Source organism: Candidatus Poribacteria bacterium (assembly GCA_021295715.1).
Lineage (GTDB): Bacteria > Poribacteria > WGA-4E > WGA-4E > WGA-3G > WGA-3G.
This window is the reverse complement of sequence record JAGWBV010000042.1, coordinates 1-25,266: the sequence shown is the minus strand read 5'-3', so window position 1 is coordinate 25,266 and position 25,266 is coordinate 1. Positions and strand designations below refer to the sequence as shown.

Annotated in this window: 23 protein-coding genes; 12 read left to right on the top strand and 11 right to left on the bottom strand. The window is 48.5% G+C overall.

The window, feature by feature from the left end:
* Window positions 1–496 precede the first annotated feature (496 nt).
* Window positions 497–1,735, top strand: a complete 1,239-nt coding sequence (locus J4G07_12050; protein MCE2414729.1) for a tetratricopeptide repeat protein — start codon at window positions 497–499, stop codon at window positions 1,733–1,735.
* On the opposite strand, the gene J4G07_12045 is transcribed toward J4G07_12050, so the two are convergent.
* Window positions 1,715–2,920 (bottom strand): aminotransferase class I/II-fold pyridoxal phosphate-dependent enzyme, encoded by a 1,206-nt coding sequence (locus tag J4G07_12045; GenBank protein ID MCE2414728.1) that lies wholly within the window; start codon window positions 2,918–2,920, stop codon window positions 1,715–1,717. The two genes, J4G07_12050 and J4G07_12045, sit on opposite strands and share 21 nt — an antisense overlap.
* A gap of 282 nt (window positions 2,921–3,202) precedes the next feature.
* Window positions 3,203–3,778, bottom strand: coding sequence for a methylated-DNA--[protein]-cysteine S-methyltransferase (locus tag J4G07_12040; GenBank protein ID MCE2414727.1), 576 nt, complete (start codon window positions 3,776–3,778; stop codon window positions 3,203–3,205).
* Window positions 3,779–3,851: 73 nt separating this feature from the next.
* On the opposite strand from J4G07_12040, the gene J4G07_12035 reads away from it, so the two are divergent.
* The 3 genes from J4G07_12035 to J4G07_12025 all read left to right on the top strand — a co-directional run bounded on the left by J4G07_12035 (window position 3,852) and on the right by J4G07_12025 (window position 5,681).
* Entirely contained in the window at window positions 3,852–4,244 is a 393-nt protein-coding gene (locus J4G07_12035; GenBank protein MCE2414726.1) for an SCP2 sterol-binding domain-containing protein, read from the top strand.
* Between the two features lie 172 nt (window positions 4,245–4,416).
* Entirely contained in the window at window positions 4,417–5,208 is a 792-nt protein-coding gene (locus J4G07_12030; GenBank protein ID MCE2414725.1) for a phytanoyl-CoA dioxygenase family protein, read from the top strand.
* 44 nt (window positions 5,209–5,252) lie between these two features.
* Window positions 5,253–5,681: a VOC family protein gene (locus J4G07_12025; protein MCE2414724.1), complete on the top strand. Its 429-nt coding sequence runs from the start codon at window positions 5,253–5,255 to the stop codon at window positions 5,679–5,681.
* Window positions 5,682–5,738: 57 nt separating this feature from the next.
* Here the strand turns inward: J4G07_12025 and J4G07_12020 are convergent, their stop codons facing one another.
* Window positions 5,739–6,434: a zinc metallopeptidase gene (locus J4G07_12020; GenBank protein ID MCE2414723.1), complete on the bottom strand. Its 696-nt coding sequence runs from the start codon at window positions 6,432–6,434 to the stop codon at window positions 5,739–5,741.
* Between the two features lie 248 nt (window positions 6,435–6,682).
* Here J4G07_12020 and J4G07_12015 point away from each other — a divergent pair, with 248 nt between their 5' ends.
* Window positions 6,683–7,522, top strand: coding sequence for an amidohydrolase family protein (locus J4G07_12015; protein MCE2414722.1), 840 nt, complete (start codon window positions 6,683–6,685; stop codon window positions 7,520–7,522).
* Between the two features lie 277 nt (window positions 7,523–7,799).
* Here the strand turns inward: J4G07_12015 and J4G07_12010 are convergent, their stop codons facing one another.
* On the bottom strand, window positions 7,800–9,737 hold the full coding sequence (locus J4G07_12010; GenBank protein MCE2414721.1) for an SPOR domain-containing protein: 1,938 nt from the start codon (window positions 9,735–9,737) through the stop codon (window positions 7,800–7,802).
* Window positions 9,738–10,007: 270 nt separating this feature from the next.
* On the bottom strand, window positions 10,008–11,783 hold the full coding sequence (locus tag J4G07_12005) for a hypothetical protein (protein MCE2414720.1): 1,776 nt from the start codon (window positions 11,781–11,783) through the stop codon (window positions 10,008–10,010).
* Window positions 11,784–12,059: 276 nt separating this feature from the next.
* On the opposite strand from J4G07_12005, the gene rpsT reads away from it, so the two are divergent.
* The 4 genes from rpsT (at window position 12,060) to thiD (ending at window position 15,580) form a co-directional block, all read left to right on the top strand.
* Entirely contained in the window at window positions 12,060–12,332 is a 273-nt protein-coding gene (gene rpsT / locus J4G07_12000) for a 30S ribosomal protein S20 (protein MCE2414719.1), read from the top strand.
* 93 nt (window positions 12,333–12,425) lie between these two features.
* Window positions 12,426–13,811 (top strand): 16S rRNA (cytosine(967)-C(5))-methyltransferase RsmB, encoded by a 1,386-nt coding sequence (gene rsmB, locus J4G07_11995; protein ID MCE2414718.1) that lies wholly within the window; start codon window positions 12,426–12,428, stop codon window positions 13,809–13,811.
* Entirely contained in the window at window positions 13,812–14,432 is a 621-nt protein-coding gene (locus J4G07_11990) for a thiamine phosphate synthase (protein MCE2414717.1), read from the top strand.
* Window positions 14,433–14,794: 362 nt separating this feature from the next.
* Window positions 14,795–15,580 carry a bifunctional hydroxymethylpyrimidine kinase/phosphomethylpyrimidine kinase gene (thiD, locus tag J4G07_11985; GenBank protein MCE2414716.1) on the top strand — a complete coding sequence of 262 codons (786 nt, stop codon included), beginning with the start codon at window positions 14,795–14,797 and terminating at the stop codon, window positions 15,578–15,580.
* Between the two features lie 9 nt (window positions 15,581–15,589).
* On the opposite strand, the gene J4G07_11980 is transcribed toward thiD, so the two are convergent.
* Window positions 15,590–15,970, bottom strand: coding sequence for a DUF2203 domain-containing protein (locus J4G07_11980; protein ID MCE2414715.1), 381 nt, complete (start codon window positions 15,968–15,970; stop codon window positions 15,590–15,592).
* A 192-nt stretch (window positions 15,971–16,162) separates the two neighbouring features.
* Between J4G07_11980 and murJ the strand changes: the two genes are divergently transcribed.
* From murJ to ilvE, 3 genes are all read left to right on the top strand, one after another.
* Window positions 16,163–17,803: a murein biosynthesis integral membrane protein MurJ gene (murJ, locus tag J4G07_11975; GenBank protein MCE2414714.1), complete on the top strand. Its 1,641-nt coding sequence runs from the start codon at window positions 16,163–16,165 to the stop codon at window positions 17,801–17,803.
* Between the two features lie 136 nt (window positions 17,804–17,939).
* Complete coding sequence (gene hisF, locus J4G07_11970) at window positions 17,940–18,719, top strand: imidazole glycerol phosphate synthase subunit HisF (protein ID MCE2414713.1); 780 nt, start codon at window positions 17,940–17,942, stop codon at window positions 18,717–18,719.
* A 135-nt stretch (window positions 18,720–18,854) separates the two neighbouring features.
* The gene (gene ilvE / locus J4G07_11965; protein MCE2414712.1) at window positions 18,855–19,766 is read left to right on the top strand and encodes a branched-chain-amino-acid transaminase; all 912 of its coding nucleotides are present in this window, start codon (window positions 18,855–18,857) and stop codon (window positions 19,764–19,766) included.
* A gap of 24 nt (window positions 19,767–19,790) precedes the next feature.
* Here ilvE and J4G07_11960 read toward each other — a convergent pair whose 3' ends face one another.
* The 5 genes from J4G07_11960 to J4G07_11940 form a co-directional block, all read right to left on the bottom strand.
* Window positions 19,791–20,288 (bottom strand): hypothetical protein, encoded by a 498-nt coding sequence (locus tag J4G07_11960; protein MCE2414711.1) that lies wholly within the window; start codon window positions 20,286–20,288, stop codon window positions 19,791–19,793.
* Window positions 20,289–20,294: 6 nt separating this feature from the next.
* The gene (locus J4G07_11955) at window positions 20,295–20,642 is read right to left on the bottom strand and encodes a UPF0175 family protein (GenBank protein ID MCE2414710.1); all 348 of its coding nucleotides are present in this window, start codon (window positions 20,640–20,642) and stop codon (window positions 20,295–20,297) included.
* A 210-nt stretch (window positions 20,643–20,852) separates the two neighbouring features.
* Window positions 20,853–22,256 (bottom strand): ABC transporter permease subunit, encoded by a 1,404-nt coding sequence (locus J4G07_11950; GenBank protein MCE2414709.1) that lies wholly within the window; start codon window positions 22,254–22,256, stop codon window positions 20,853–20,855.
* Between the two features lie 2 nt (window positions 22,257–22,258).
* Entirely contained in the window at window positions 22,259–23,752 is a 1,494-nt protein-coding gene (locus tag J4G07_11945; GenBank protein MCE2414708.1) for an ABC transporter permease subunit, read from the bottom strand.
* Window positions 23,753–23,758: 6 nt separating this feature from the next.
* On the bottom strand, window positions 23,759–25,186 hold the full coding sequence (locus J4G07_11940; GenBank protein MCE2414707.1) for an ABC transporter permease subunit: 1,428 nt from the start codon (window positions 25,184–25,186) through the stop codon (window positions 23,759–23,761).
* Between the last annotated feature and the right edge of the window lie 80 nt (window positions 25,187–25,266).

Sequence of the window (25,266 nt, the reverse complement as noted above, 5' to 3'; positions counted from 1 at the left end):
TTTTATAATTGCTAACAATTCTGATAAAAGTGGAATGTCGGGTTTCGCTACCGGTACTTAGGCAGAAAGGGTTTCCTTGAAAAGTGGCATATTCGTCCCCTTACTCAGGAAACCTTTGGTGTGTATTTACCGCTCTACCTGGGAAACACCCAAGCAAAAACACCTACAGATTTATTTTCAAACTGGCGTTTTTATGCTTTCCTCTGAAAAAGAAAAGCGATTGTTATACTTTTATACATTCTATCAAACCGCTCTCATGTTGTCAAGTAAATTAAAGGCTGTGTCAATTTGCCCCATTTCGTGCAACTGAACATAGCGTATGTCCTATTTCGTGCAGGACATCCTCAATAATTGGCTAAGTATCACATCCGTTGATATAGTCAGATCGGCACAAAATTTGCTAAAGTAAAGGTGGATTCTACGATAAACTACACTTGACATATTTCGGGAACCTTGTTAGTATAGTTTGAACCAATACTTGCCAAGGAGAAAAAAGATGAAGAAGTTTATAATCGCAGAAATCTGTGTTGTGCTCGCGCTCGTCGTCGGGTTTTGGCTCGGGCGCATCACGGGTACCGACACAAGTTACGAAAACTACTACAACAACGCCGATAAATCATGGACTGCAGCACAAGCAATCGACAATCCGCCAATAACACTTGACGAACCCGACAAAAGCCGTTTACGCAAAGCTCGAGCTGCATACCGTGAAGTCTTTGACAAATATCCTGACAGTCTCTGGGCAGACGACGCCATCTATCAACTCGCTTCACGGATTCCACGCACTGATGAAGAGGCTTTTGCACTCTTTCGCCGACTTATCAACAATTATCCAGATAGCGAATGGGCAGACGATTCGATGTACGCCATCGCTTTCGCCTCTTATCAGATCGCGGAGCAGTTAAAAAAGACGGGCACGCTTGAATCCGTGGATGCTTACTATGACCGTGCGCTCGCGCTTTATAACCAATTAACTGCAATATACCCGGGCAGCGAACTCTCAGATCAGGCGGAGTTTAATAAAGCGATGTGCTATTATGGAAAGGGTGAATTGAATCTCGCACTTGCTCAGTTTGATGCGCTCAGAGAGCCGTTCAGCGACAGCCCACTGCTCTACCAGATTCTATACGTTACCGGCGAAATTTACATTAAGAAGCAGGACTATGAAAGCGCGCGAGTCGAATTTACAAATGTCGTTGATTCCGGAGATCCGGACCTTGCGCCGCTTGCGAGTTTCGGCATCCCTCAAACTTATCTTGCGGAAGGAAAATACCAGGAAGCGATTGGCGGCTATCAGAAAGTCATCGATCTCTATCCAGAGGCCAAGGTGGGTCAAGATGCGTACTTTTATATGGGATGGGCGTATGAGCGACTTGGCAAATATGACGAAGCCATCGCTCGACTTGAGGAAGCCATTGACCTGTATCCGCGCAATGAAAATGCTGCCAACTCACAGATTTATATAGGGCAAATTGCCTACGCCAACAACGACATGGCGAGTGCCATTGACGCGTACCAGAAGGTCGCCGACAATAGCACTTACGATTACGATAACCGGCGGCAGGCACAATACTGGGTAGGCAAAATCCATGAAGACGGTAGCGATACAGATTCAGCAGTAGACGCATACCAGAAGTTGATCACAGAATTCCCGGAACCGCATAAAGAGGCAACCCATCCATCGAATAACATCAATGAGAATTACATCCAAAATTTAAGGAGTGCAGGACTCTAACGCCTGTCCGAGGTCGGCGATAATATCTTCGGCATCTTCCAGACCGATGGAAATCCTGACTAAGCCGTCCGTAATGCCGGTCCGCCGACGGATCTCTGCGGGAACCTCTGAATGCGTTGTTGACGCAGAATGGCAGATGAGGGTGCGCACGTCCCCCAAACTGACTGCCAACGAACAGAGTTGGAGGTGATCGACGAAATGTTCACCCGCGGCGCGTCCACCTTTCAACTCCAACGTTATCATCCCCCCAAACGCATCCATCTGGCATTTAGCGAGTTCATGTTGCGGGTGACTCGGTAAACCGGGGTGGCGTGCCCATGCGACTGCCGGATGCGCCTCAAGAAACGCTGCAACACGTGTAGCGTTTTCACTGTGTCGTGCAAACCGCAGTGGTAGCGTCGTGAGTCCGTGCAGCGTTAACCACGCGTTAAACGGACTGATCACTGCTCCGAAGTTGCGGAGTGCCCCTTCCTTGGCACGCACCACGAATTCCTTTTGTCCAATAATCGCACCCGCGATAACAGCACCAGAACCACTCATGTACTTCGTCATGCTGTGAACGACGACATCAATACCAAAGGTAATCGGTTGCTGACCGCATGGCGTAGCGAAGGTGTTGTCAATGATTGAGGTGACACCGTGTGCTTTTGCAATCTCGGCAGACGCTCGTAAGTCAACGAGCTTTAGGAGTGGATTCGTTGGACTTTCAAGATAAATGACTTTGGTATCCGCTCGGATAGCGTGTTTAATTTGCGCAGGATCTGTAGCGTCAACAAACGTCGTCTCAATCCCGAATCGTGGGAACTCCTCATTGAGGATTTGGAACGTAGCGGAATAGAGGTTCTCCATCGCGACGACATGTCCACCATCTGCCAAAGCAGTAAGTAACGCTGTGCTGACTGCCCCCATCCCCGACGCAGTCGCGAGTGCAGCTTCACCGGCTTCAAGGACAGCGAGTTTTTGCTCTAATACCTCCTGTGTCGGGTTCCCCCAGCGCGTGTAGATATAGCCGCTCTCCTCATCTCGGACCGCTTCAGCACACTCGGCAGCCGTAGCGAAACGGAAAGTGCTGTTCTGATAGATAGGCGGTATCAGAGGGACTCCGGTTTTCTCGGTGGAGGCTGCTCGTGCCTCGCCCGCATGGATGGCTTGGGTGGCTTTACCTAATTTTTTTTCAGATGTCATTTTTTAATTATATCTTGCGGAGGAATGACGTGAATTTGAACCTTTCACGCGCCTTCCATAAATCCGCCCTCCAAATATAAAGCAAAGACAAATTATGCCATTTAAGGCATAATTTCATTACGGACTACCGGTTGTGTCTTACGCGAACTTGTGGAAGCGAATTGGACTCGCTTCCTCGTCAACTCAGCACGCCTCATTAATTCTAAGATCTACCATCAATTAAAAATCTACCCTGTTGTTGCGGGTTACAAGTTGCGTATCATATTAAGAACTCGCGCGTTTTTATAACTCATCTAATTGCTCGATAGGATGACCTTCAAGTGCCAATAACTGGCGTTTGCGTTCTAGACCACCCCCGTAGCCTCCCAACGCGCCATTGCTCCTAATAACACGATGACACGGAATGAGAATAGAGACCGGATTCGCGCCGGTTGCGTTTCCAACGGCACGCGCTGATTTCGGACTCCCGATCCGGTCAGCGATCCATTGATACGTCTGGACTTCTCCATAAGGAATCTGCTGAATGGCGTTCCAAACTTGTTGCTGGAAGTCTGTAGCGTATGTTAATTGGACCGATAACTCGGCGAAATCAACGGGTCCTCCAGCAAAATAAAGATCTAACAACTTAATCGTTCGATTGAGGACAGGGAGAGTTGGCGGGAAAGTAGGTTCAGACGAAGGGGCTACCTCACTAAAGGAAGTACGCAAAATACAGTTTTCCTCAGCGATGATGTCGATCCATCCTATCGGAGACTTATAACAGAAACTCGGTATGCCGAAGACATCGCGGAACTGCCTCAAGTTCTGCTCACCGCCTAATGCCTCGGAGATACGTTCTAAAGGACTTAATCTTTTCATTTTATATCACCAAAATTTTCCTAAAAAGTTACTTGACTTCATAAGTATTACACAGTATGCTATACCGCAAACTATGGCTATCTTTGAAACACCTGATCAACTCTACAGTTACATCAATAAACTGTTTGAAGAAATCGCCACGCTACCGGAAGCGAAAGAGGCATTGAAGTCGTTGACGTTGAACGTTCAATTCAACTACAGCGCACCTGATTGCAAGATGACCCTAACGGCATCAAATGGCGAATATACCCTTGCGTGCGGCACCTGTGACGGCACTTCTCCAGATGTTGAACTCACTATGACAGGTGACACTGCCTACAAATTTTGGACAGGCGAACTCAACGTTATGGGAGCGATAACGACACGCGAGATTGGTGTCATCGGCTCCCTTGGTAAGGTGATGCGGCTTGCACCGCTCATCAAGATAGCAGTCCGTTACAACCGTGAGCGAGAAACAGGCTTTTAATTTAGGGGCTCCCGGACGGCTTTCCAAATGTAAAGCAAAGACAAATTATGCCATTTAAGGAGACCTAATTTCATTACAAGCAGGTTTTCGGTTAAGTCGCGACTCTGTTAGAGAATTTGCGGCGTTTTTGCAAGCGGCACATCGATATCGCCGCACCCAAAAGGAGACATCAATGGAAACCGACAATCTATTAGAAACGATCGAACCTCACGTTACGCAACTACGGGAAGAAGGCTGGTGCGTCTTAGAGAACGTTATTCCCGCCGATGTCGTTGATGAGGTTCGCGAAGAGGTAGAAACGTCTGAAGCGGATTATAACGAGTTTAGAAAAGAGCACGGTGTATGGGGACGTAACGTCATCAGTTTCATGCCAAAGTTCGCCGCGCACCTTGCGAACGAGCGGCTCCTCATCACTCTCCAGCAGTTACTTGGACCACAAGTGCGTATTTCACAAACTGAGTATAAGATTCGACCTCCACATTACGAATTGGTGCGTGCATACCACTCCGATTTCCCCTATGATCTGAACCAGAAATGGCACATTCCGCAGCCGTTTCCGAGTGCTGTCATCGGTATCACGACCCTCTGGATGCTTTCCGAATTCACAACAGAAAACGGAGGGACTTGGATTGTCCCCAAAACGCATGTAGATCTTCGGAACCCCAGAGGCAAAGAAGACAACATTGGTGATCGGAACCCAATTGATGGAGAAATGCAAGCCATTGGCAGCGCGGGCAGCGTCCTCATCATGGACAGCCGGATTTGGCACTCCAACGCAGAAAATCCGAGTGCCGGTAAACGGACTGCAGTTGTCGTCAGATACGCGCCGTGGTGGTTGAATTTAGAACTCTTTGGTGCGAACACCGCCACGATTCCCGGCGAAACGTTCGATAAGTTACCGGATGATGTCAAATTGCTCTATGAGCATCGCGCAGAAAACCGGGAACCGACTGTCTGGATCTAAAGTAATAGGCATACTCCGTATGCCGTAACAAAAGGAGATATCCTATGTCAACAACACTTGTACACATCGGCGTCCGGACGACCGATTTAGAAAAAAGCATCCGCTTTTGGCGTGACGCGCTCGGATTGCGAGTCTACTCAACGATGAACGGATGCTACGACCTAACGGATGGTTATCACAACTTTCGCGTGTTTCAACACCGCGGCCCCGATCGCCCGGAACATGTCGGCGGGATGTTAGATTACCTCCACATCGGTGTTCGTGTTCCGAACCTACGAGAAGCGGCACAGCGGTGTGAGGACCTCGGTTTCACAATCACTTGGGAAGGATTAGGTGGTGACAAACCTTATGACCCAAATTCGGACGAGCTACCTTCAGAAGCCTTCAAGATAGAAGACCCAGATGGTATCGTGGTTGATATTACTGAACAGGACGACCAGTGGCCCGGTGTAGATATCGATAGCAAGAATTGAATCGGTAATCCTCAGTGACATTGACAGGCGCGGTTTTACACTGCGCCATCCACATAATTACTCGTCACCGCCACCCAATAATCCCAATCGGAATAGGTAGTAGAGCAGTGTAAGGAGACTCGTCACTGCTGCCGCGAGATACGTCAAAAATGCGGCGTTGAGCACCTTACTGGCGTGCTGATTCTCTTCTTGCGTGAGCATTCCTGCTTCCGCCATTGCGACTTTGGCGCGTCTACTCGCATCCCACTCAACGGGAAGTGTTATCAACGAAAAGACGACCCCTACCGCAAAAAGCCCGACACCGAGCAGTAAGAAGGGTTGAATGAAGAAACCGACCATTATCAGAATATAAGAGAACACCGAACTAAAGTTCGTCGCGGGGACGAGGGCGGTGCGCAGGTTCAGCATCGCATAGCCGTGTGCGTCCTGCATCGCATGTCCTGCTTCATGACACGCGACGCCTATTGCGGAGAGCGATGGGCTTGAATAGACATCATCGGATAACCTAAGTGCCTTCTGACCGGGATCATAATGGTCACTTAACCATCCACTTGAGCGTTCGATCCGGACACCGCTCACACCGTGCCGTTTCAGCATCAGATCGGCGGCTTGCGCGCCGGTCATTCCGCTACGCGACCCAACTTTTGAATATTTTGAGAATGTCGATTTTGTGCGGAACGTCGCGTAGAGGGACAGTGCGAGTCCCGGTGCGAGGAACACAAAATAGAGCGGATCAAAGAAACCTAAAAACATGATAGACACCCCTTTTAATTTTACTTTTTTTAATTTTCCTTGCGGATTTTTAATTTTCCCTTGCGGTTCGGTTAGATGGGTTGGATATATCGCGTTACTCGACGTATATCCGCCTGCGCCGTTGTTGCAGGCTTGCGGTTCGATTTCAAGAAGAACGTTTGATTGCTGCTGTTGAATATCTGTTCGGTTAAGAAATTATACAGGATATTTCGACGAAATTCAAATCATTTTCAGGTGAGGAGCGATAGATGCTTAAAATAATTGATACCCACCAACACCTTTGGGACACCTCTAATTTGGAATACCCTTGGTTAGAAGGGTTCGACCTCTTGGGAAAGCGATATACAGCGGAAGATTACCGCGAGGCGATTGGAGACCTTAATGTCGTCAGATCGGTACACGTTGAAGGAGATCCTGCCGAAGCGGATGTTGTTAAGGAGGTCGAGTGGCTAACACAAATCTCCGAAACAGATGGGATGATAGGTGCAATAGCGGCGGCGGCACCGCTTGAAAAACCGAATGTTGAGGCTATTCTTGAGCAACTTATAGGATTCGGGCTTGTCGTGGGAGTGCGTCGGATGGCATGGCACCACCCTGATCCGCAGTTTTACGCCACGTCCGAACTGATTAATGGCGTGAAATTGTTGGCTAAGTTTGATCTCTCTTTTGAACTCTGTGCGAATCACGCGCAACTTCCAGCAGCAATCGAACTCGTCAAGGCGACACCGGACGTTCGGCACGCCCTCAACCACTGCGGTGGACCCGACATAAAAGGCGGTCAATTCGAGTTGTGGGCAACATACATCAACGAACTCGCTTCTTTTGAGAACGTCCACTGTAAGGTATCAGGGATTGTGACGACTGCGAGTGAGAACTGGACGCGTGAGGAACTGAAGCCGTATATCCAGCATCTGGTGGCGGCTTTCGGTTATGAACGGTTGATGTTTGGGAGTGATTGGCCCGTGTGTACCTTGGCGGCGACATATCAGGAATGGGTCGCAGCACTTTTATGGGCTGTTGAGGATGCATCGGATGCGGAGAGAAATAGGCTTTTTTATCACAATGCTGCGGAATTTTATTCGGTATAAACGGCAATCAGCAGTCAGCCATCAGTGAGTAGATGTTGGTAATTTGAGTGTATATTGTCTGAATCAGGATTTTCAAGATTTTAGGATGAACAGGATTGCGGTCTCAATTTTGATTGGCGAGTTGTTTGCGATAGGCGAGGTTAGAAACATCGCCAGCGGAGGGTATCACGAGCAAAGCTCGCTCCTACAAAAAGAAAGGGTGCGATTGGAAACCGCACCTACCAGATTGGAGTAGCACGATTAGAAACCGCACCTACCCGTTGTTAGGGAAAAGATGCTATTGGAGCGCAATCAATACTGGTTCTATTCCGAGGGTCTCTTGAATGTGTTGCTTCAATTCTGCTGATTCTGCTCGTGTGTTGAATTCGCCGATCGTTACGCGATGCATCGTTCTTCCGTCAACAGTAGCGACACGGAGGGCGACCTTCTGATCGGGATTCTGCAACCGCAATCTCTCCTCCATTGCTTCGGCGTAATAAAGTTCTACAAATGAACCTACCATGAGCGTCATCTTACTCGATACCGACGCTCTTTTTGGTTGACTGCTCACCCGAAACTGTAGTTGCGTCTGTTCCATGCTCTGATTGCCAGCAATGTCCCGAACGTCTAACTTACCAGTGTAAACAGCGTTCGGATTCGCTCGGATCTTGTTTAAAACGACTTCGGCAGGCGGTGAACCGTTTCCCTCCGCCTGCTCAATAAGTACGTTTTCTGCATCGAAAAGTTCAAGTTTCCAATAGTCAAGCGGATTGATGTCCCATGCCTTCACGCCGACAGTTGTCGGTGTTTTCGCGAAGAGTTCCAGTGTCGTTGGAATGAGATCTACTGTCACCGTCCCGGTATCCATGAGGTATCGCGTGTCTTGTGCGTCGAGAACGTGGAATTGAACCTCATAATTCCCATCAGGCACCAAGTTGCCGGTATCTGAGAAACCGCCCCAGACCACACCTTCCGCTGGCACACCTGTCCCAGATTTTTGCCATACGCTTTCGGTGTACTCATCACGGATGTCCAACTGCCACCGGAGGGGAACGGTGTCATCTTCGCCAAGACGCAAACGAAATGTAGTGCTATCCGATACACCATCGCCGTTTGGCGAAATTGCGGGTTCAGAGAGATCCAATGTTCCATCAAGCGTTTCAGGGTCTATTTCGAGTGTCTCCGGCATTAAAATCGGTCCAGCTTCCTCAGCATCTGATGGCTCGGTGCGGGTTGCCACCGATATAGGTACCATATCGCCTCCATCCCAACGTAATGTCGCCGAGATCCAATGCACACCTTGTTCTAATTCACTGCCACTCACATAGGCATAATCAAGTTGTCCGGCGGAATTTCGGAAACTCAGTCCGCGTGCTAATTCACCACTCCAAAACCTCTCAGAAGCGGTCAAAGCGGTATAACCGAAGCGCAGCCCGACGTGCCCATCAATAAACCAATGTTCCGCGCCGAAGTGCAATCGGAGTCGTTCCCCCCAGTTGACATTATTCGCGCCTCGGACAGCGAGATCTGCGGAAAAGAGTGTGTCTCCACCTAACTCATAAGTCGTCCCGAAGCGTGCGGCTAAAGGTGCGCTCTCAAGAAGCGCACCGTTTTCACGAATGCCGTTGCTCAATTCAGAAAAATTCATGCCGACTGTTAGGGAATCACCCCATTTTTGCAACGGATAGGCGAACTGCATCCCTAAGTCCACGCTCCATAGAAAATTGGTTCTGATGGGTGTGTTGTTCTGATAGTAGCGCAGGTTCGCACCCGCCGAGGCACGCTGTCCGAGCGCGAGTCCGTATCCTAACAGGACAATCTGAGTAGATTCCGTCGTGTTATTTTTCCATCCATCCAACCACGTCGCGAAGGAGACATTTCCGAGATTTCTGTTCGTCACACCGAACGTTTGTGGATTCGCGGCGACTGAAAACGCCTGATCTCGGCTTGAGAAATTTCCCGGAAACGGCATTCCGCCCATGTTGACTTCCACACCATCCATAAATCCTAATGAAGACGGGTTCCATAGAAAACCGTTGGTCGCGGAGGGACCTGCGGTGAACGCACTGCCCATCCCGACGGCGCGGGCACTTGCCCCGACAAAAATATCCCGTTGGCTTATGCTGGAAGTCCCCGCGGAAACGGATACGGTTGCCAATACCATCCCGACAATACCGATTTTCTGTATGATTCGCAGCAGGCGTTGCCTACTCCTTTGAATAAAATTGAACTGCATCGGATACACCCCATTGCTGTTTTGAGTTAGTGATATACGTATCTACAACGTTTAACGTTGAATCTATGAAAATGGGTACAGGTAGGAGGGGTTTGGCTTTCTGTAAGCAAGTTTCAATATTAAAATTGTGTTTTTGATTCCAAAATTGGTTGGAAGATTGGAAGCATGGAAGTTTGGAAGAGCGCGGATACGCGGTTTCTTCCAGTCTTCCTCTGCTTCCACCCTTTCTCAAAACCTGATATTGATTTCTTAATATTGCTTAATTGATTTTTAGTCTGTAGGTTGGGTAGCGTATCTGAGAATCTGATCTGCGTCCGTGAATCTTAAATAGAGTCCCCACGACCAGCCAAGATCGACTTTTTGGCATAGCACCGTATTCCATCCGGCTTTCAGTTGGCACGGAACCGCATCTGCATCTGCCGTTGCGCCAGCGTCAATGCTTTTCCGATGAATTTCAGTTCCGTTTAACCAAACAGCAATTTCGTCATCGCTTCCAATCAACATCATAGAATCGGTCGCCTTTGGTGTGTAGACGTACACTAACGTGTACCCAACAGTCATTGTGGTAAGCGTGAGATCTTTACGTAAATCGAGATACCCGTCCGCCCTTGTAGTCATTTCCTGCCAGCGGACGGGTTTGCCATCAACGCCTGTGTAAGTTTTCTCCAAGTCCAATCGGCTGCCAGACTGCAGCAATTTATCAAGGGTAGCAACATCTGTCTTGGGAAACGGACCTAAAACGGCGTAGTGCTCCACGAACGGTGAGGCGTTCAACACTTGATAGGAATCAATACCAATTTTATAGCCTGTGGCTTCGGATCCCTTTCCAACAACACTGAACGTAATCTGATTTTCACCGGCATTCAAAGGGGCAGTCCCAAATGAAACCAATGTCCCAGCTATCGATTCAGAAGAATAACAATCGTAAGGCACACCGACTGTTGCGTCATCTATAGACAATTGGACGTGCGCATACTCCGGTCCACGCATTAAAACAGCACGAATTTCATAAATATTTCTATAAGGGACTTCAATTGGGACGGTCAAGGCAGCCGCCTGCCCAGCAGTTTTCGGCGTGAGAGCGACATGGCTCCCATTAATATCAATACCCACCGCTTGGTAACTTTCTGTCTGGACTGCTATGCCGCGTGTTGTTGTCTTAGGTAATAGGTCAATAGCCGAGTGGGTGTTCTTGGGTGGTAATGTCCATTCCTTCTCATACCAAAATTGCGGGAGATAGTAGAGGTCTCTCGCCTCGTTTGTCAAAACGAGATCGTAGCCATCAAAACAGACCGCTTCCCCATAGAAACTGTGAGGTAAGTGCCACGGTGTACTCTGAATCATCTGCGCTAAATCATCTGTCGTGCCGCGATATACCCAGAGTGCGTCGTAAGTACAGACAGCAAGTCGGGTTCCGTCTTCGGACACTCCGGCACCCGTAACCCACTTTGCTCCGGTGAATTCGCCAATCCTTTCCAATACCTGTTTCGTATCTGGTTTCAGAGCAGGGAACCGATAAAGCACTGCGCGTTCGCGCTCTTTAGAGACGATATAAGGGACCCCTGCAACAATAAAGAGTCCTTCGGCATCTACATTTTCATTCGGGTACCGATACGGATAACTTGCGATGACCTCCGCTTCCGTTTCAGCGAATGGATCTGGCTCTGCGATGACAACGACCTTCAGATCGAACCGCAACCTACTGTTATTGCCAATCTCGCCTATCCAGAGTTGATTTTTGTCATCAATTCCGAGTGCCTCCCAATCGAAGTTCCCTGAACCTTTTATTGCGATCTTTTGGATTAATTCGCCATTGAGTTTTGTGGCATAAAGTGCCGCGGGATTACCAGAATCGTTGAGCGTCCAATAGACGCCTTCAAACTGTCGGCTCGCGACGATGCCGGAGCTTTCTTGGATATCGGGATGTGTGTATTGTCCTGTGGGTTGCCATGGGGGTGTGTCAATAGGGTCTTGGGGTGCTGCCGCTACAGCAGTGCAAAATCCGATGCTTATCGTGAACATCAGTAGAAGGGAAGATAATTTCATCAAGCATTCTCCTTTGATATATATTTTACAACCTTTGTGGTGAGAAATCAAATAGGTTTTCGCCGTGTTTAGGACTCTTCACAGCATGAGACCCTTCGCTATTGTGGGTTCAGCAAAACATGAAATATTAAATCCACTTCACGCAGCAACCTTCAAAAAATATGGACAAACCCGATATTTTGTGGTATCATTAAGTACATATAGTATAAAAGGCAGTTAACACCTCGATTGTCATTAAGATCATCGGGACACAAGTTTTCAAAAGGAGTATTTGTTTTGCATCGACAATCTGCAAAGAAACACGCACGTGCGGACAACACAAAGCGGATACGCAATCGACACCGTAAAGCAACGATTCGGACAGTGATGAAACAAACAGAAACCGCCCTTGCGGAAGGTAACATCGAAACAGCACAGGAACTGTGCCGAACCATAGCCAGCCTCTTAGATAGAGCTGCCAGTAAAGGTGTTATCAAAAAAGGGACAGCGAACCGTCAAAAGTCCCGACTCATCCGCAAATTGCATGCCCTCACTGCAGAAGCAGCGTAATTTTGGCGTTCTGTTAGACGAATTACTGTCAAAACAAAGGAGACTCGCGAGGCATCGGGACAGTGAATCCGACCCTTCGCGTTATTGCGAGATATGAATGCGCGCACAGTCGCCTTAGAATGCCTGTTGACCCTCTCGCACAGCAGCGCATCAATAGCATCCGTTGTTGACAGTGCATTCGGGCGGAACGCACTTGAGGGACGCGAGCGCCGATTGGTAAACGGGCTTGTCTACGGCGTTATTCGGTGGCAGAAGCAACTGGACTGGGTGCTCAATCAGTTTATCAATCCCAGATTTCAGTTAGACACGAGACATCGTAATATCCTACGTCTCGGTGCGTTCCAACTGCTACATCTTGATGGGATACCTGCACACGCAGCGATCTTTGAAACCGTCCAACTCGTTCCTTCGCGCCCACGTAAATCTTCCAATCGACGGAAGACCGCGGGGTTCATCAATGCAGTGCTCCGCTCCATCCAACGCGAAGGCACAAGGCTCGACTATCCACCACTCGATACAAACCCGACAGAACACATTGCGTTCTCGCTGTCCTATCCAACATGGTTAGTAAAGCGATGGCTTCACACACACGGCGTTTCGTGGACACTGGCGTTCTGCCGTGCAAGCAACCAAACCGCACCGCTCGCGTTCCGTGTAAATACCCTCCTGACCCAACGCGGAGAAGTTTGCCAATTTTTGGAAACGAAAGGCTTACCCGCGTTCCTTTCCAAAATCGCGCCTGACGGGATAGCACTCGAAAACCGAACAATCACTAATTTCGACGCTGCTGGTGAACTGACATTGAAAGACATTCTTAACCGAAATGACATCTATGTCCAAGATGAGAGTGCCATGTTAGTGGCACATCTACTCTCACCGGAAGACGCGGAATTCATCGTAGATTTGTGTGCTGCACCGGGTGGGAAGACGACGCATTTGGCACATCTCATGAAGAATACCGGAAAAATTATCGCCGTGGATGCCTCAGCAGAAAAAATAGCGTTGTTGCAAAAGAACTGCCGACGCGTCGAGGCACACAACGTTGAGACGCGTGTAATGGATGCGACGAAAGCTGACTTGGAGTTTATCAAAACAGCGGATGCTGTGCTTATTGATGCCCCCTGTTCAGGATTCGGAACACTTCGGCGACATCCTGACATCCGATGGAACAAAACGCTCAAACAGGTTCGCGCCCTCAGCGAAATACAATATAACCTGCTGAAGAACGCAGCGGCACACATCAAGCCGGGCGGCATTCTCGTCTACAGCACCTGCAGTATAGAGCGAATGGAAAACGAGGACGTCATCCAGCGATTTTTGGTAGACTTTCCGATGTATAGGGTGGAAAACGCACGACGTTTCCTGCCCAACGTTCCGCTGAGTGCGATAACACCACAAGGTTTCGTCCAGACTTTTCCACACGAACACGGGGTTGACGGTACGTTTGCAGCACGCCTCCGACGGGTTCCGACAGAATAAATGATCGACTTTAAGCTGTACGCCATCACTGATAGACACCGATGCGCGCCCACTCCATTAATCGATGTTATCTTGGAATTACTGGACGTAGGCGTCACCGCCTTCCAATTACGTGAGAAAGATTTAAGCGAGACTGAATTGATTAAATTGGCACAACCTATTGCAGAATTGTGTCATAATTACGAAGCAAAACTTTTTATCAATACACATACGAGTGTTGCCAGTGATGTCGGTGCTGCGGGGATCCATCTTCCAGCGAATTCAGAATCCGTAGATTCCGTAAAGGCAACCGAGGCCGGCGATAACTTCTACGTTGGATGCTCCGTGCACTCTTTTGATGCAGCAAAGAAACGGGAAGCAGAGGGGTGCGATTTTGTGACCTATAGTCCTATCTACGCCACAGCAAGCAAACCGGGATACGTTCCCGCTGTCGGCACAGCGAGCCTCGCTGAAGTGGTCGAAGGTGTGAAACTGCCAGTTTTTGCATTGGGAGGTATTACACCCACCAGAGTGTCGGAATGCTTAAGTGCTGGCACTTTCGGGGTGGCTGTGATGTCAGGTGTTATGTCACCTAAAGGTGCGAGCATACAAGCGAAACACTATCTTGCCGCTTTATGCTAACATCGTAGATTGGATTAGACGCAGTAAAACTTACACGCATCAATTTAGGACGGAGATGGAGGAGTGTTGGGTTTCACTTGCTATCTCTCTAACGAGAATGTTTGGATATAGATTCACTTTCCTTTGATGTGTTAGTAGTCTGTCACATCTAAACTGATAGGTGTACTCGACCGATTTTGTCGGTTTTCACTCCGTTCTACCTGCAGGAAATACCCAATCAAAAACACCTACAAAAAGTCAAAATAACGTTGACAAACTATTAGGGCTTCAATAGTATCCGCTCAACCCAACCTACGATGAAGTCCTTTCTTAACTCTACGCCTAATGGTTCAAACACAGTAAAACCAACAGCAGACGAAAAAATGAAACAGATTTTAACGATTGCAGGTTCAGACTCAGGTGGAGGCGCAGGCATACAAGCAGACATCAAAGCGATCTCGGCGAATGGTGGCTTCGCAATGTCAGCGATTACTTCCGTTACAGCACAGAACACGGTCGCGGTCACAGATGCTTTTGACTTACCTATTCCACTGATTGAAGCGCAGTTAGACGCCGTTTTTACGGATTTTGAGGTCGCCAGCGTCAAAACGGGGATGCTCTCCTCGTCAGCGATTGTCGAGGCGGTTGCGGGGAAATTGCGGGAATATACACCGCCAGCCATTGTTGTAGACCCAGTGATGATTTCCAAAAGCAAATTTCCACTGTTAAAAGAGGAGGCAATTGATAGCCTCAAAACAGCGTTGATTCCGCTTGCGACAGTGATTACACCTAACGTTTACGAGGCAGAGCTACTCGCGCAACAGGACATCCAGAGCATAGACGACGCCAAAAGTGCCGCCAAGGCGATCGGGGCATTCGGTTGTCATGCTGTCCTTGTCAAAGGTGGGCATCTTATCGGAAACAAGGAAGCCACTGATGTGCTTTATTGCGATGGTCAATGGACTTTTTTCCAGGCGGAACGGATCGAGACAGAAAACACGCACGGTACAGGCTGCACCTACTCGGCGGCAATCGCGACGCAACTTGCCCACGGGAAAGATTTGAGTGCCGCTATCAATACGGCAAAGGCGTACATCACCGGTGCAATCCAGCACGCTTTAGACATCGGGCACGGACACGGTCCCACGAACCATTTTTTTAGGTCGTAGGTGCACTGACTACAACGACTGTCGTCCTTCAAATCCGTCCTCAATTTCATGCCAGTAGCGGATCTTCTTTTCACCCATCCGCCAACAGAGGTAGACCTCTTTGCCGTTGCGGAGGTGTGGGAAATCGACTAATCCCGGATCCAGCCCTTTTAGATGACACCCGCGTGCCTCAATCCGATCCAGAACTTCCTGAAAGCGTTTCGTTGCATTGAGTAGGGCGGGAGTATGCTGACTGCCACCATTGGAGGAAACCACCTCCAAGAGTGGGGTAATTTCTGCGTGAAGCCCTGCGAGTTGCGCTCTTATTGCTCTTAACAGTGAAATTTCATCAACTAATTCGGGGATGCATTGATTTGCTTCTTCAAGCGTAAAATATCGCTTTTCCTGCATCTTTTCGTCTCCTCACGTTCGTAGTGAACAATGTGTATTAAATTTATATTGGCACTGCCGTAAAATTTACACTGAAACGGAAGCAATGTCAAGAAGAAGTAGTTTTCAGTCGTCGGTTTTCGGTTTTCGGTTAAGAGGTTTTCGTTTAAAGACGCTTCCTTCTGAAAACTGATAACCAATAAACAATATAAAATGGAAAACGAAACGAAATCCACAGCGCAAGAGAATCAAAAGGTCACCCGTGCGGTGGGAATTGTCAGCATTGCTGTGATGGTATCTCGGATATTGGGTCTCGCTCGCGAAACGGCGATAGGTTACTACTTCCCCGCCAAAACCAGCGCGGACCCTTTTTATCTTGCCTTCCGTATCCCAAACTTTCTACGCGATATGTTCGGTGAAGGGATTTTGAGCAAGGCATTTATTACCACATTCCTTGCGACAGAGGCTGAAGACGGCGAAGAAGCAGCGTGGAATCTTACGAACCGCATCTTTAACCTAACGTTCCTCGTTTTAATCGGTATCACAGCACTCGGTATCATTCTCGCTCCAGTTCTTATCGATATATTGGCACGAGACAATTTTGAAAGAAATTTAGATACCATTGAACATTTCGGATTTGACAGCAAGATTGAACTGGCAATTTATCTCACGCAATTGATGTTCCCGTATCTACTCTTTGTGTCATTTGCGGCAATTGCTATGGGATTATTGAATAGCAAGGGACGGTTTGGTATCCCAGCCTGCGCCTCCACCTTCTTTAACGTAGGCTCTCTCGCTGTCGGCATAGGTGGCTACTACTTGTGTCCACTGGTAGAGATTCACCCGGTAACAGGCATGGCTATAGGTGTAATTGTCGGCGGCATTGCTCAATTCCTAATTCAGGTGCCATCTATGTACCGGGTCGGCTTTCGGTATCGTCCGCTGCTGAGCCTTCGGGATCCGAGAGTCCTCCAAGTTGTTCACCTCATCGGACCGGCTGTGTTAGGAGTCGCGGCGGTGCAGGTGAATCTACTGACGAACACATTCTTTATCACTTCAGATTCTGGATGGTTGACTTGGATCAGTCGGGCGTATCGCATCATGCATCTCCCGATCGGGATATTCGGCGTTGCGATTTCAACGGTGGCACTGCCACAACTCGCGAGGTTTGTAACAGCGGGGGAGACAGAGAATTTCCGTAACGCGCTTTCTCACGCCCTCCGCTTAATGCTTGTTCTGACAATTCCGGCTGGAATTGGACTCATGATATTGTCGGCACCGATCTGCCGTTTGCTTTACGAATGGGGTGCAACCGTTGAAGAAGACACAATCGGAACAACCGGGATCTTATTCGTTTATGCCTTCGGTCTCTGCGGATTTTCGACCCTTAAGATTGTTACAGACGGGTTCTATGCGCACAAAGATATTCGCGCGCCCGTTATTGTCAGCATTTGTGCCGTTGTGCTCAATATCTGCCTCAACTATCTGTTCATCTATCGCGAATTTTTCTTGGATCCGCGCGCTGTCGTATTTTCAACGGTCTTGACAGTGACGTTGAACTGTGCCGTCCTACTGCTACTGCTCCGTCGCAAGGTTGGACGGTTGGGGCTTCGATCACTTGCCAAGCTGACGCTCAAAATTTTAATCGCTTCAGCGGTGATGGGAGTTGTTTGCTGGCTGACAAATAACGTCATTGAGAAGGATTGGCTCGGTACGGAGGGCATCATACCACGCACCACTGGGGTGTTTGCCCCTATCGGATTGAGTCTGCTGGCACTTGCGGGAATGTATAAGTTTTTGAAGGTCTCGGAATTCGACGATATTTTGAATATATTTAAACATGGCAGTCGGTAGTCGACAGTCGGCAGTCGGTAAGAAAACCTGTGTCAGTTGCGATAGTTTTGTATGCCACAAATTGCTTTTTACCGATGGTTTCCGAAATCCGAAAGCCAATAGCCAAAAAATCATAGCGAGGTCCCCTAATTAAAAAATGCTAACGAAACGGATAATTCCATGTTTAGATGTGCGTGCCGGAAAGGTTACGAAAGGCATCGCTTTCAAAGGCAATGTTGATGTCGGTGATCCGGTTGAGATGGCACGGTTCTATTACGAAGGCGGTGCCGATGAACTCGTCTTTTACGACATCACGGCGAGCAACGAACGACGCGATATTATGATTGATGTCGTCTCCGCAGTCGCCGCCGAAATTTTTATCCCGTTCTCTGTCGGGGGTGGGTTGCGCACACTTGAGGATATGCGCCGTGTTCTACTCGCAGGTGCAGAGAAGGTGAGCATAGACTCGGGTGCCGTGCGGAACCCTGAAATCATCGCGGAGGGAGCACGGGCATTCGGCAGTCAGTGCGTCGTGCTAAGTATGCAGGTGAAGCGGGTCCCGAAAAGCGAACAGATCCCAAGCGGCTATGAAATTTTCATAGATGGCGGGAGAACACCGGTCGGTTGGGATGCGCTGGAATGGTCGGCGCGTGGGGTCGATTTAGGTGCAGGCGAAATTGTCGTTAATAGCATCGACGCAGACGGCACAAAAGCCGGGTATGAACTCGAATTGACGGGTGCTATCGCGGATCTGGTGCCGGTGCCGGTCATCGCCTCCGGTGGTGCGGGAAACCCAGAGCATCTACGGGACGTTTTTGTCGAAAGCAACGCCGACGCCGCGATTGTCGCCTCTATCACACATTACGGCGAATTTACAATTGATAACATCAAAACCTACCTGACGGATGAAGGTGTGAGCGTCCGGAATAAATGGTAGGAGTGGCGGTCAGCAATCAGGTCGGATTTTTTTCAAAAATCCTTTCAGCGGTCAGTAGAAGAGGTCTTCGCTTAAAAAAAGCCTCTTTTCTGATGGCTAATAGCCGATAGCCGATAGCCAAAAAACGGAGGAGAGATGGAACCTAAATTACCCGATTCAAGAAATGAAAACATATTAATCCACGTTAACGGTGAATTGTTACCTCGTGAAGATGCGAAGATCTCCGTGTTCGATAGCCTCGTCCAAGGTGGCGATGGCGTATGGGAAGGTTTGCGCGTCTATAATGGAAAGATATTCGCACTCGACCCACATCTGGATCGACTCATAGATTCAGCCCACGCGATGGCGTTCGCAGGCATTCCAACACGCGATGAAATCAAAAAAGCGATTTTTGAGACGCTTGAAGCCAACGGCATGCGGGACGGTGTTCATATCCGTCTAACGCTGAGTCGCGGGAAAAAGGTTACCTCCAGCATGGACGCACGCGTCAATCAGTACGGGACCACCTTAATTGCGATAGCTGAGTGGAAACCGCCCATCTATGCTCAGAGCGGTATTCGTTTAATCACTTCAGCAATCCGACGGAATCCACCGCAGTGTGTTGACTCTAAGATCCATCACAACAACCTGATTAACAACATCCTCGCCAAAATTGAGGCGAATGTCGCTGGCGTGGACGATGCGATCATGCTCGACATCTTCGGTTACGTTTCAGAGACGAACGCGACAAACATCTTTCTCATAAAACGTGGAGAAGTTCTGACCCCACATGCTGATAGCTGCCTACCGGGGATCACGCGAGGCACGGTCATTCAAATCGCTCGCGAGGCGGGTATCCCGTTGACGGAGCGGAATGTTTCGTTGACTGAGGTTTACACCGCGGACGAAGTCTTCACGACGGGTACTGTCGGTGAGTTGAGTCCTGTTTTGGAGGTCGATGGCAGGAAAATTGGGGACGAAGGAATCCGCCCTGTGACGACTCGGCTACAGGAACTTTACGCAGAGATGACTGCCAACGAAGGTGAACCGCTGCCTACACAATTGTAAATTTCGCATTGACGGCACCTTCGCTTAAGTTGACTCAAAAATTGTGGTTGTGGATCGGAATTTGAGAGAATCTTTCGTCTCAATCTCGGTGATGACCTTTCTCAGACCAGGCTCTGTCAAAATTTTTAACTCCCAGAGTGCTCGTAGAATTTCATCCAGGTTAGTGCAACGAATACCGTTTACCTGACAATGGTGCATCACTCGTCGTTCGTTGCTCGCAAAAAATGCTGTGAGACGTTTACATATTGCCATAGATTCACGTTCACCGGCACCTAATGTATCTGGCAAAGAGAACATAAATTCTTCGTCTGCAGTTGTTGGATGATGCGTCTGAAGCAGCCCTTGTGTTTGCAATTCCATGAGGGCATTGGCAAAAGAGAATCCCTTTGAAACACCAACAGCGATTTCATTTTCTACGGCAGCGGCAATGTTAAGTATGTCTTGCTCGAAAACTGCAAACAATAATGGTAAACGCTGAATCTTGGAGAAAATTGAAAGGATATCAGTATCCACAAAGACCAAAGTCGGCTATTCCTCTGTTTTACTGTTTTCTCTGTGAAGGCTTTTGATGAGCGAAACGCCCGCCTTTAGTTTTTCTACCGACCCAACCTCAACGATTTTCAAGATGCCCCTCGCTTTTAAGACCTCTTCAAATTCAAAACGGTGCATTCCGGCCAGTTCCGAAGCTCTCCCAAGTGTCACTTCTCCCGCTTGATAGCGTTGAATTGAAGCATTAAGGCGGGATTTCTTTTTATTACGGACCAGTTCTTCAAGAGCATCAACAATTAAAGCATGGGAATCTGGATAAAGCCCAGCACAAATCAAGGCATCAACCTCTTTTTCAAGAGTAGGCGAGTGAATTTCAACCTGTAACATTCGTATACCCCCTCAGAAATTTGTAAAAGAGTCAGATTTCGCAGAGAGACCCTCCTGTTTTCGTTTGCAGGTGTGCGTACGGAGATAGGAAATCTCACCCTTTAATTACAAGATAACATATTTTCCAATTTATTCAAACCAATTCTTTATATGTTTCTGTCCATTATTCGTTAGCATTGTGTCGTATTTCCACGAGATCGCTCATACCCCTTAAATCTCAAGCCGCACAAAAGCGAGATACGCGCCTGATACAAGCACTGTCAGAAACAGCACCAATAGCAGTAAATCCGTCGCCGCGGTGTTGAAATCACGATTGAGGCTGAGCGTATCTTTAAATTTGGGGAGCGCCGCTGGACTGACGCTTTTCTGCGACATACCCTCGCGAATCCCAACGACATGAAGGCTCTCCGGATCAGCCCTATCGGTATCAACAACGAATTCGCGATATTCGCGGGCATAACGCTGCACATTTTCCACAAATTGCAGATGCCGCTCAAATTCTGTCCCGGCAAAAGATTCAAAGAGACGTTGAACAATCGCTGCTGGTGAGATGCGGGTTATCGCACGCGCTCTTTTCCCCTGCGCAATCTGTTGCTTTAAATACGCCTCATTGTAGCGTTCATATTCTTCTGCTTCTGAGGTAACATACTCGCCGAGTACATGCACTGGCGGCGTGGTTTGTGAATCTCCATATTTATCTTGGTATGCCTCGCGCGCTTCGTCCGCAATTTGGATGCGCTGGTTCCAAAATTCCATGTACGCGATCGGGATCGATGTCCGACTGCCGATAGATGCCATAGTGCTCGGCATAAACACCACAAAACTCACCCAGACTAAAAGCAAAACGACAAGGCTCACCCCACTCTCTCGGACGGCGGCGGAGATAAGGAGTCCCAAAGCGATAAAGAGACACGTATAGAGGACAACAATACCGTATAAGATGCCTAAACGTCCCCATGCTTCGGCATTGAGTTGTACTGCCTCTGAGGTAGAGATGAGAAGTAGGTTCATCAGCACCGCAATCGCAAACGGAATATTAATACTGATGAATACACCGAAGAATTTTCCGATCAGCACCGTATGTCGTGGAATCGGGTTTGCCAAGGTCAATCGCAATGTTCCGCGTTCCAGTTCACCAGAAATTGCGTCAAAAGTGAACAGGATGGCGACAAAACTCAGCACATAACCGACAATGAATGCCCAATCCAGCGTTGTGAAATCAGGACGGATATTGCGGAGGTTCGGTGTTTCTTGTGGGTAACCCATCCGCCAGACAGCAGGGACGTTGGCGATGTCGCGGACGTAGTTACCGCCGCCAGCGTGCCTTGGCAGAAATGCCGCATCGCCTTCTGCACAGAAACGGAGCGAAGAAGGTGCTTTGTGGAGATCCCCAGGTCCTTCTGTCGCGAGGCGATATAAGCTGGTACTGCGCGCTTCTAAGGTCTTAACCGCGTTGGCAGCGGCGTTGTGGTATGCCTGTGTTCGCGCGGGGTGTTCGCGCAGATACACAACGGCATTGGTTAGCATCAATGCCAGCAGCAGAACGGTTGCCAATGCGAAACGGAGACTATTCAGGTTGTCGTAGAGTTCACGTTTTGCGATATGCCACATCATTTCTACACTTCGCTTTTGATAAAAATAAGAACGACCCCTATAAACAGAGCGAGGTTACATATCAATAATAGAAACAGGTCTGGTAATGCCCGCCTTGCATTCGTTCCAATGTCTCTTCTCTGAAAAGTAAACTGAGGGAGTGTACTCCAATCGACTGCACCTTTGTCGGCGACAAACCATTCCCGTGATGCAAACGCATCCTTCGCGTAGAAATAGTCAATCACGACTCTCCGATACTGTCGTGCCGCCTCGAAAAAATCTCTGAGACCGCGTAGGTCCGTTCCTGCCCACGCCTGCGTTGCGATGTCATAGATGCCCACGGGTGAGAATTTCAACAGTGTCCTATCCATCATGGCTTGCCGAACGAAAATGTCATCAAGTGCCTGCTTTTGGACGAACCACGCCTTTTCTGCGGCATCGGTGGCTAACGGTTCAACAAAAGAATAATATTTCTTAGCAATAGGGACGTACTTTTCAAAGTCCGGCGGGATTTTAGAAATAAGGCTCATACTTTCGAGGTAAGGCGAGAGAGTCACTGGATTGACGTGTGCGTCGGTATAAAGCCCCACTGCCTCGCTAAACTTGGACGCATCTCCGATGATACTCTCGTTTTCAAGGAACTTTTTCCGTTCCCGTTCATATTCATCTACAATTTGTTGAATTTGGTTTTCAGCGGTTTTCGTTCGCGCTTGAATGTCGCCCTCTGGGTTAACTGTCGCCCGAATTAGGTTAGGGTACACGAGTATCAGAAAACCCCATACGAACATCGCAAGCATTAACGCCGTGCCGGTGCTACGCGTCGCTACAGAAATCAGCAACCCCATGAGGTAAAACAGGGACAGGTACGCGAACGACGTAAAAACAATCCCGGCGATGCGGAGAAAATCAGCCGTTGCCAGCGGAATCGAACGGGTCAACAGCAGTAGGGCAAAAAGCAGACTCAATATCAAGGGAACTAACAGACAGGCCATCGCACTGATATATTTCGCAAGTAAGATCTGCCCGCGTCCGATAGGTTGCGCCAGCACGAGACGTAACGTGCCGCGCTCACGTTCTCCCGCAATCGCATCGTAAGCGAATATCAACCCCATCAGGCTGAGGATAACCTCAAAGACAAAGACGATGTCGATTGAAGAAAAGAAGGCGATGAACGGGTTATCAGTGCCGTGCATTTGGGCATTCCAGAGTGTAGGCACGAACCCATGCCAAATACCCATGAGGTTTCCCAAACGTTTATCCAATCCGACATTGAAAATGCTCAACGGATTCGGGGGACGATCAACGAACAGGTACATCGTAGAGTAGGTCTTAGCATTGCGTAGATCCTGATAATGCATCTTGACGGCATTATTGTAACTCTCCATACGCTGTTCATAATCTTGAATAAGCACCACCGTGTTTGCAACAACGAGCAACAGCGTGATGAGCAAGACGGCGGCGAAACGGAAGGTCATTAGATTGTCGAGCAGTTCCCTGCGAATGAGTGTTTTAAGCATTTTGAATTACACCTCAACGCGCACAAACGCAAGATACGCACCCGATAGAAGCACCACAACGAACAATGCTAACAGCAGCATCTCCATCACAGTCGTGTTGAAGTCTTTACTGAGGCTGAGCGTGTCTTCAAATCTCGGGACAGCCTCTGGACTGACAGGCTTCTGCGACATGCCTTCACGAACACTTATGATATGAAGGCTTTCAGGGTCACCTCTATCGGTGTCAACGATGAATTCACGAAATTGTCGGGCGTAATGCTGTGTATTTTCTACAAATTGCAAATGCCGCTCAAAACCCGTTCCAGCAAACGCTTCAATAAGGTGCTGGAGAAGTGTGGCGGGTGAGATGCTGGTGATAGCATGCGCGCGGCGCACCTGAGAAGTTCGATACTTTAATCGTTCTTCGTGCTTGCGTTCCCACCTTTCAACGTTTTCGGTGTAAAATTTGCTTTTCCCCCTTAACGTGCTGTCATCCACTTCACTGGACCAGAGCCACTCGCCGTATTTATCCCACAAGTCCCTTTGAGAACGGTTACGCTGCTTCCAAGATTCATCAAAGGATACAGCAGGTGAGAAACTGCTTGCAATTGAAGCGAGGGTGCTGGGCATAAAAACGACGAAGGTCACCCACGTCAACAGAAGTATCATCAGACTCACTGCGCTCCGTTGCACACGCGTGGAGACCAACAGTCCTAACGCCAGAAACAGACTCGTGTATAAAAGCGCGAGAAAGAAAATGATCCCTAAGCGTCCCCATGCTTCTGTTGTTAGGTGAACAGTATTTGCGGTAGAAATTAATAAAAGGTTCACCAACACAGCAAGTATAAACGGGATGCTAACACTGAGCAATGCCCCTAAGAACTTGCCGATAAGGACAGTGTGTCGCGGAATTGAATTTGCTAACATCAATCGGAGTGTGCCACTCTCGCGTTCACCGGAGAAGGCATCAAAAGTAAATAAGAGGGCTATCAAACTCAAGACATAACCGATGATGAATGCCCAATCTACTTGTGAAACGTTCGGTCCAACGTCCTTATTTTGGAGGTTGGCATCTGGATAGGACAAACTCCAGACCCCTTCAAGTGTTGAGTTACCCTCTGAATCGCTCGCGAACACAAATGGCTCTTCCACTTCAACCGTATCTGGTAAAAGGGATTCACCTCCGTTTGCACAGAAGTGAAGCGGAGACGGTTTTTTGTAGAAGTTTCCCGGTCCGTATTGTGCCAGTGTATAGAGGCTGGCATCGGCGCGATTCGTTAAGTGATTCAAAGATTTGGTGGCAGCGATCTGATGCTCCCGCACCCGCTCTGGATGCTCTCGGAGATGCCTAACAGCATTGGTTACCATCAGTGCCAGCAACAACACAGTTGTTAAGGCGAATCGGAGGCTATTGAGATTATCGTAGAGTTCACGTTTTGTAATATGCCAAATCATTATTATAGTAAACTTTAGAATTAATGATACATGTTTATGACTTCATCAATGGTTATATCAGCATTGTATTCTCTGAGACG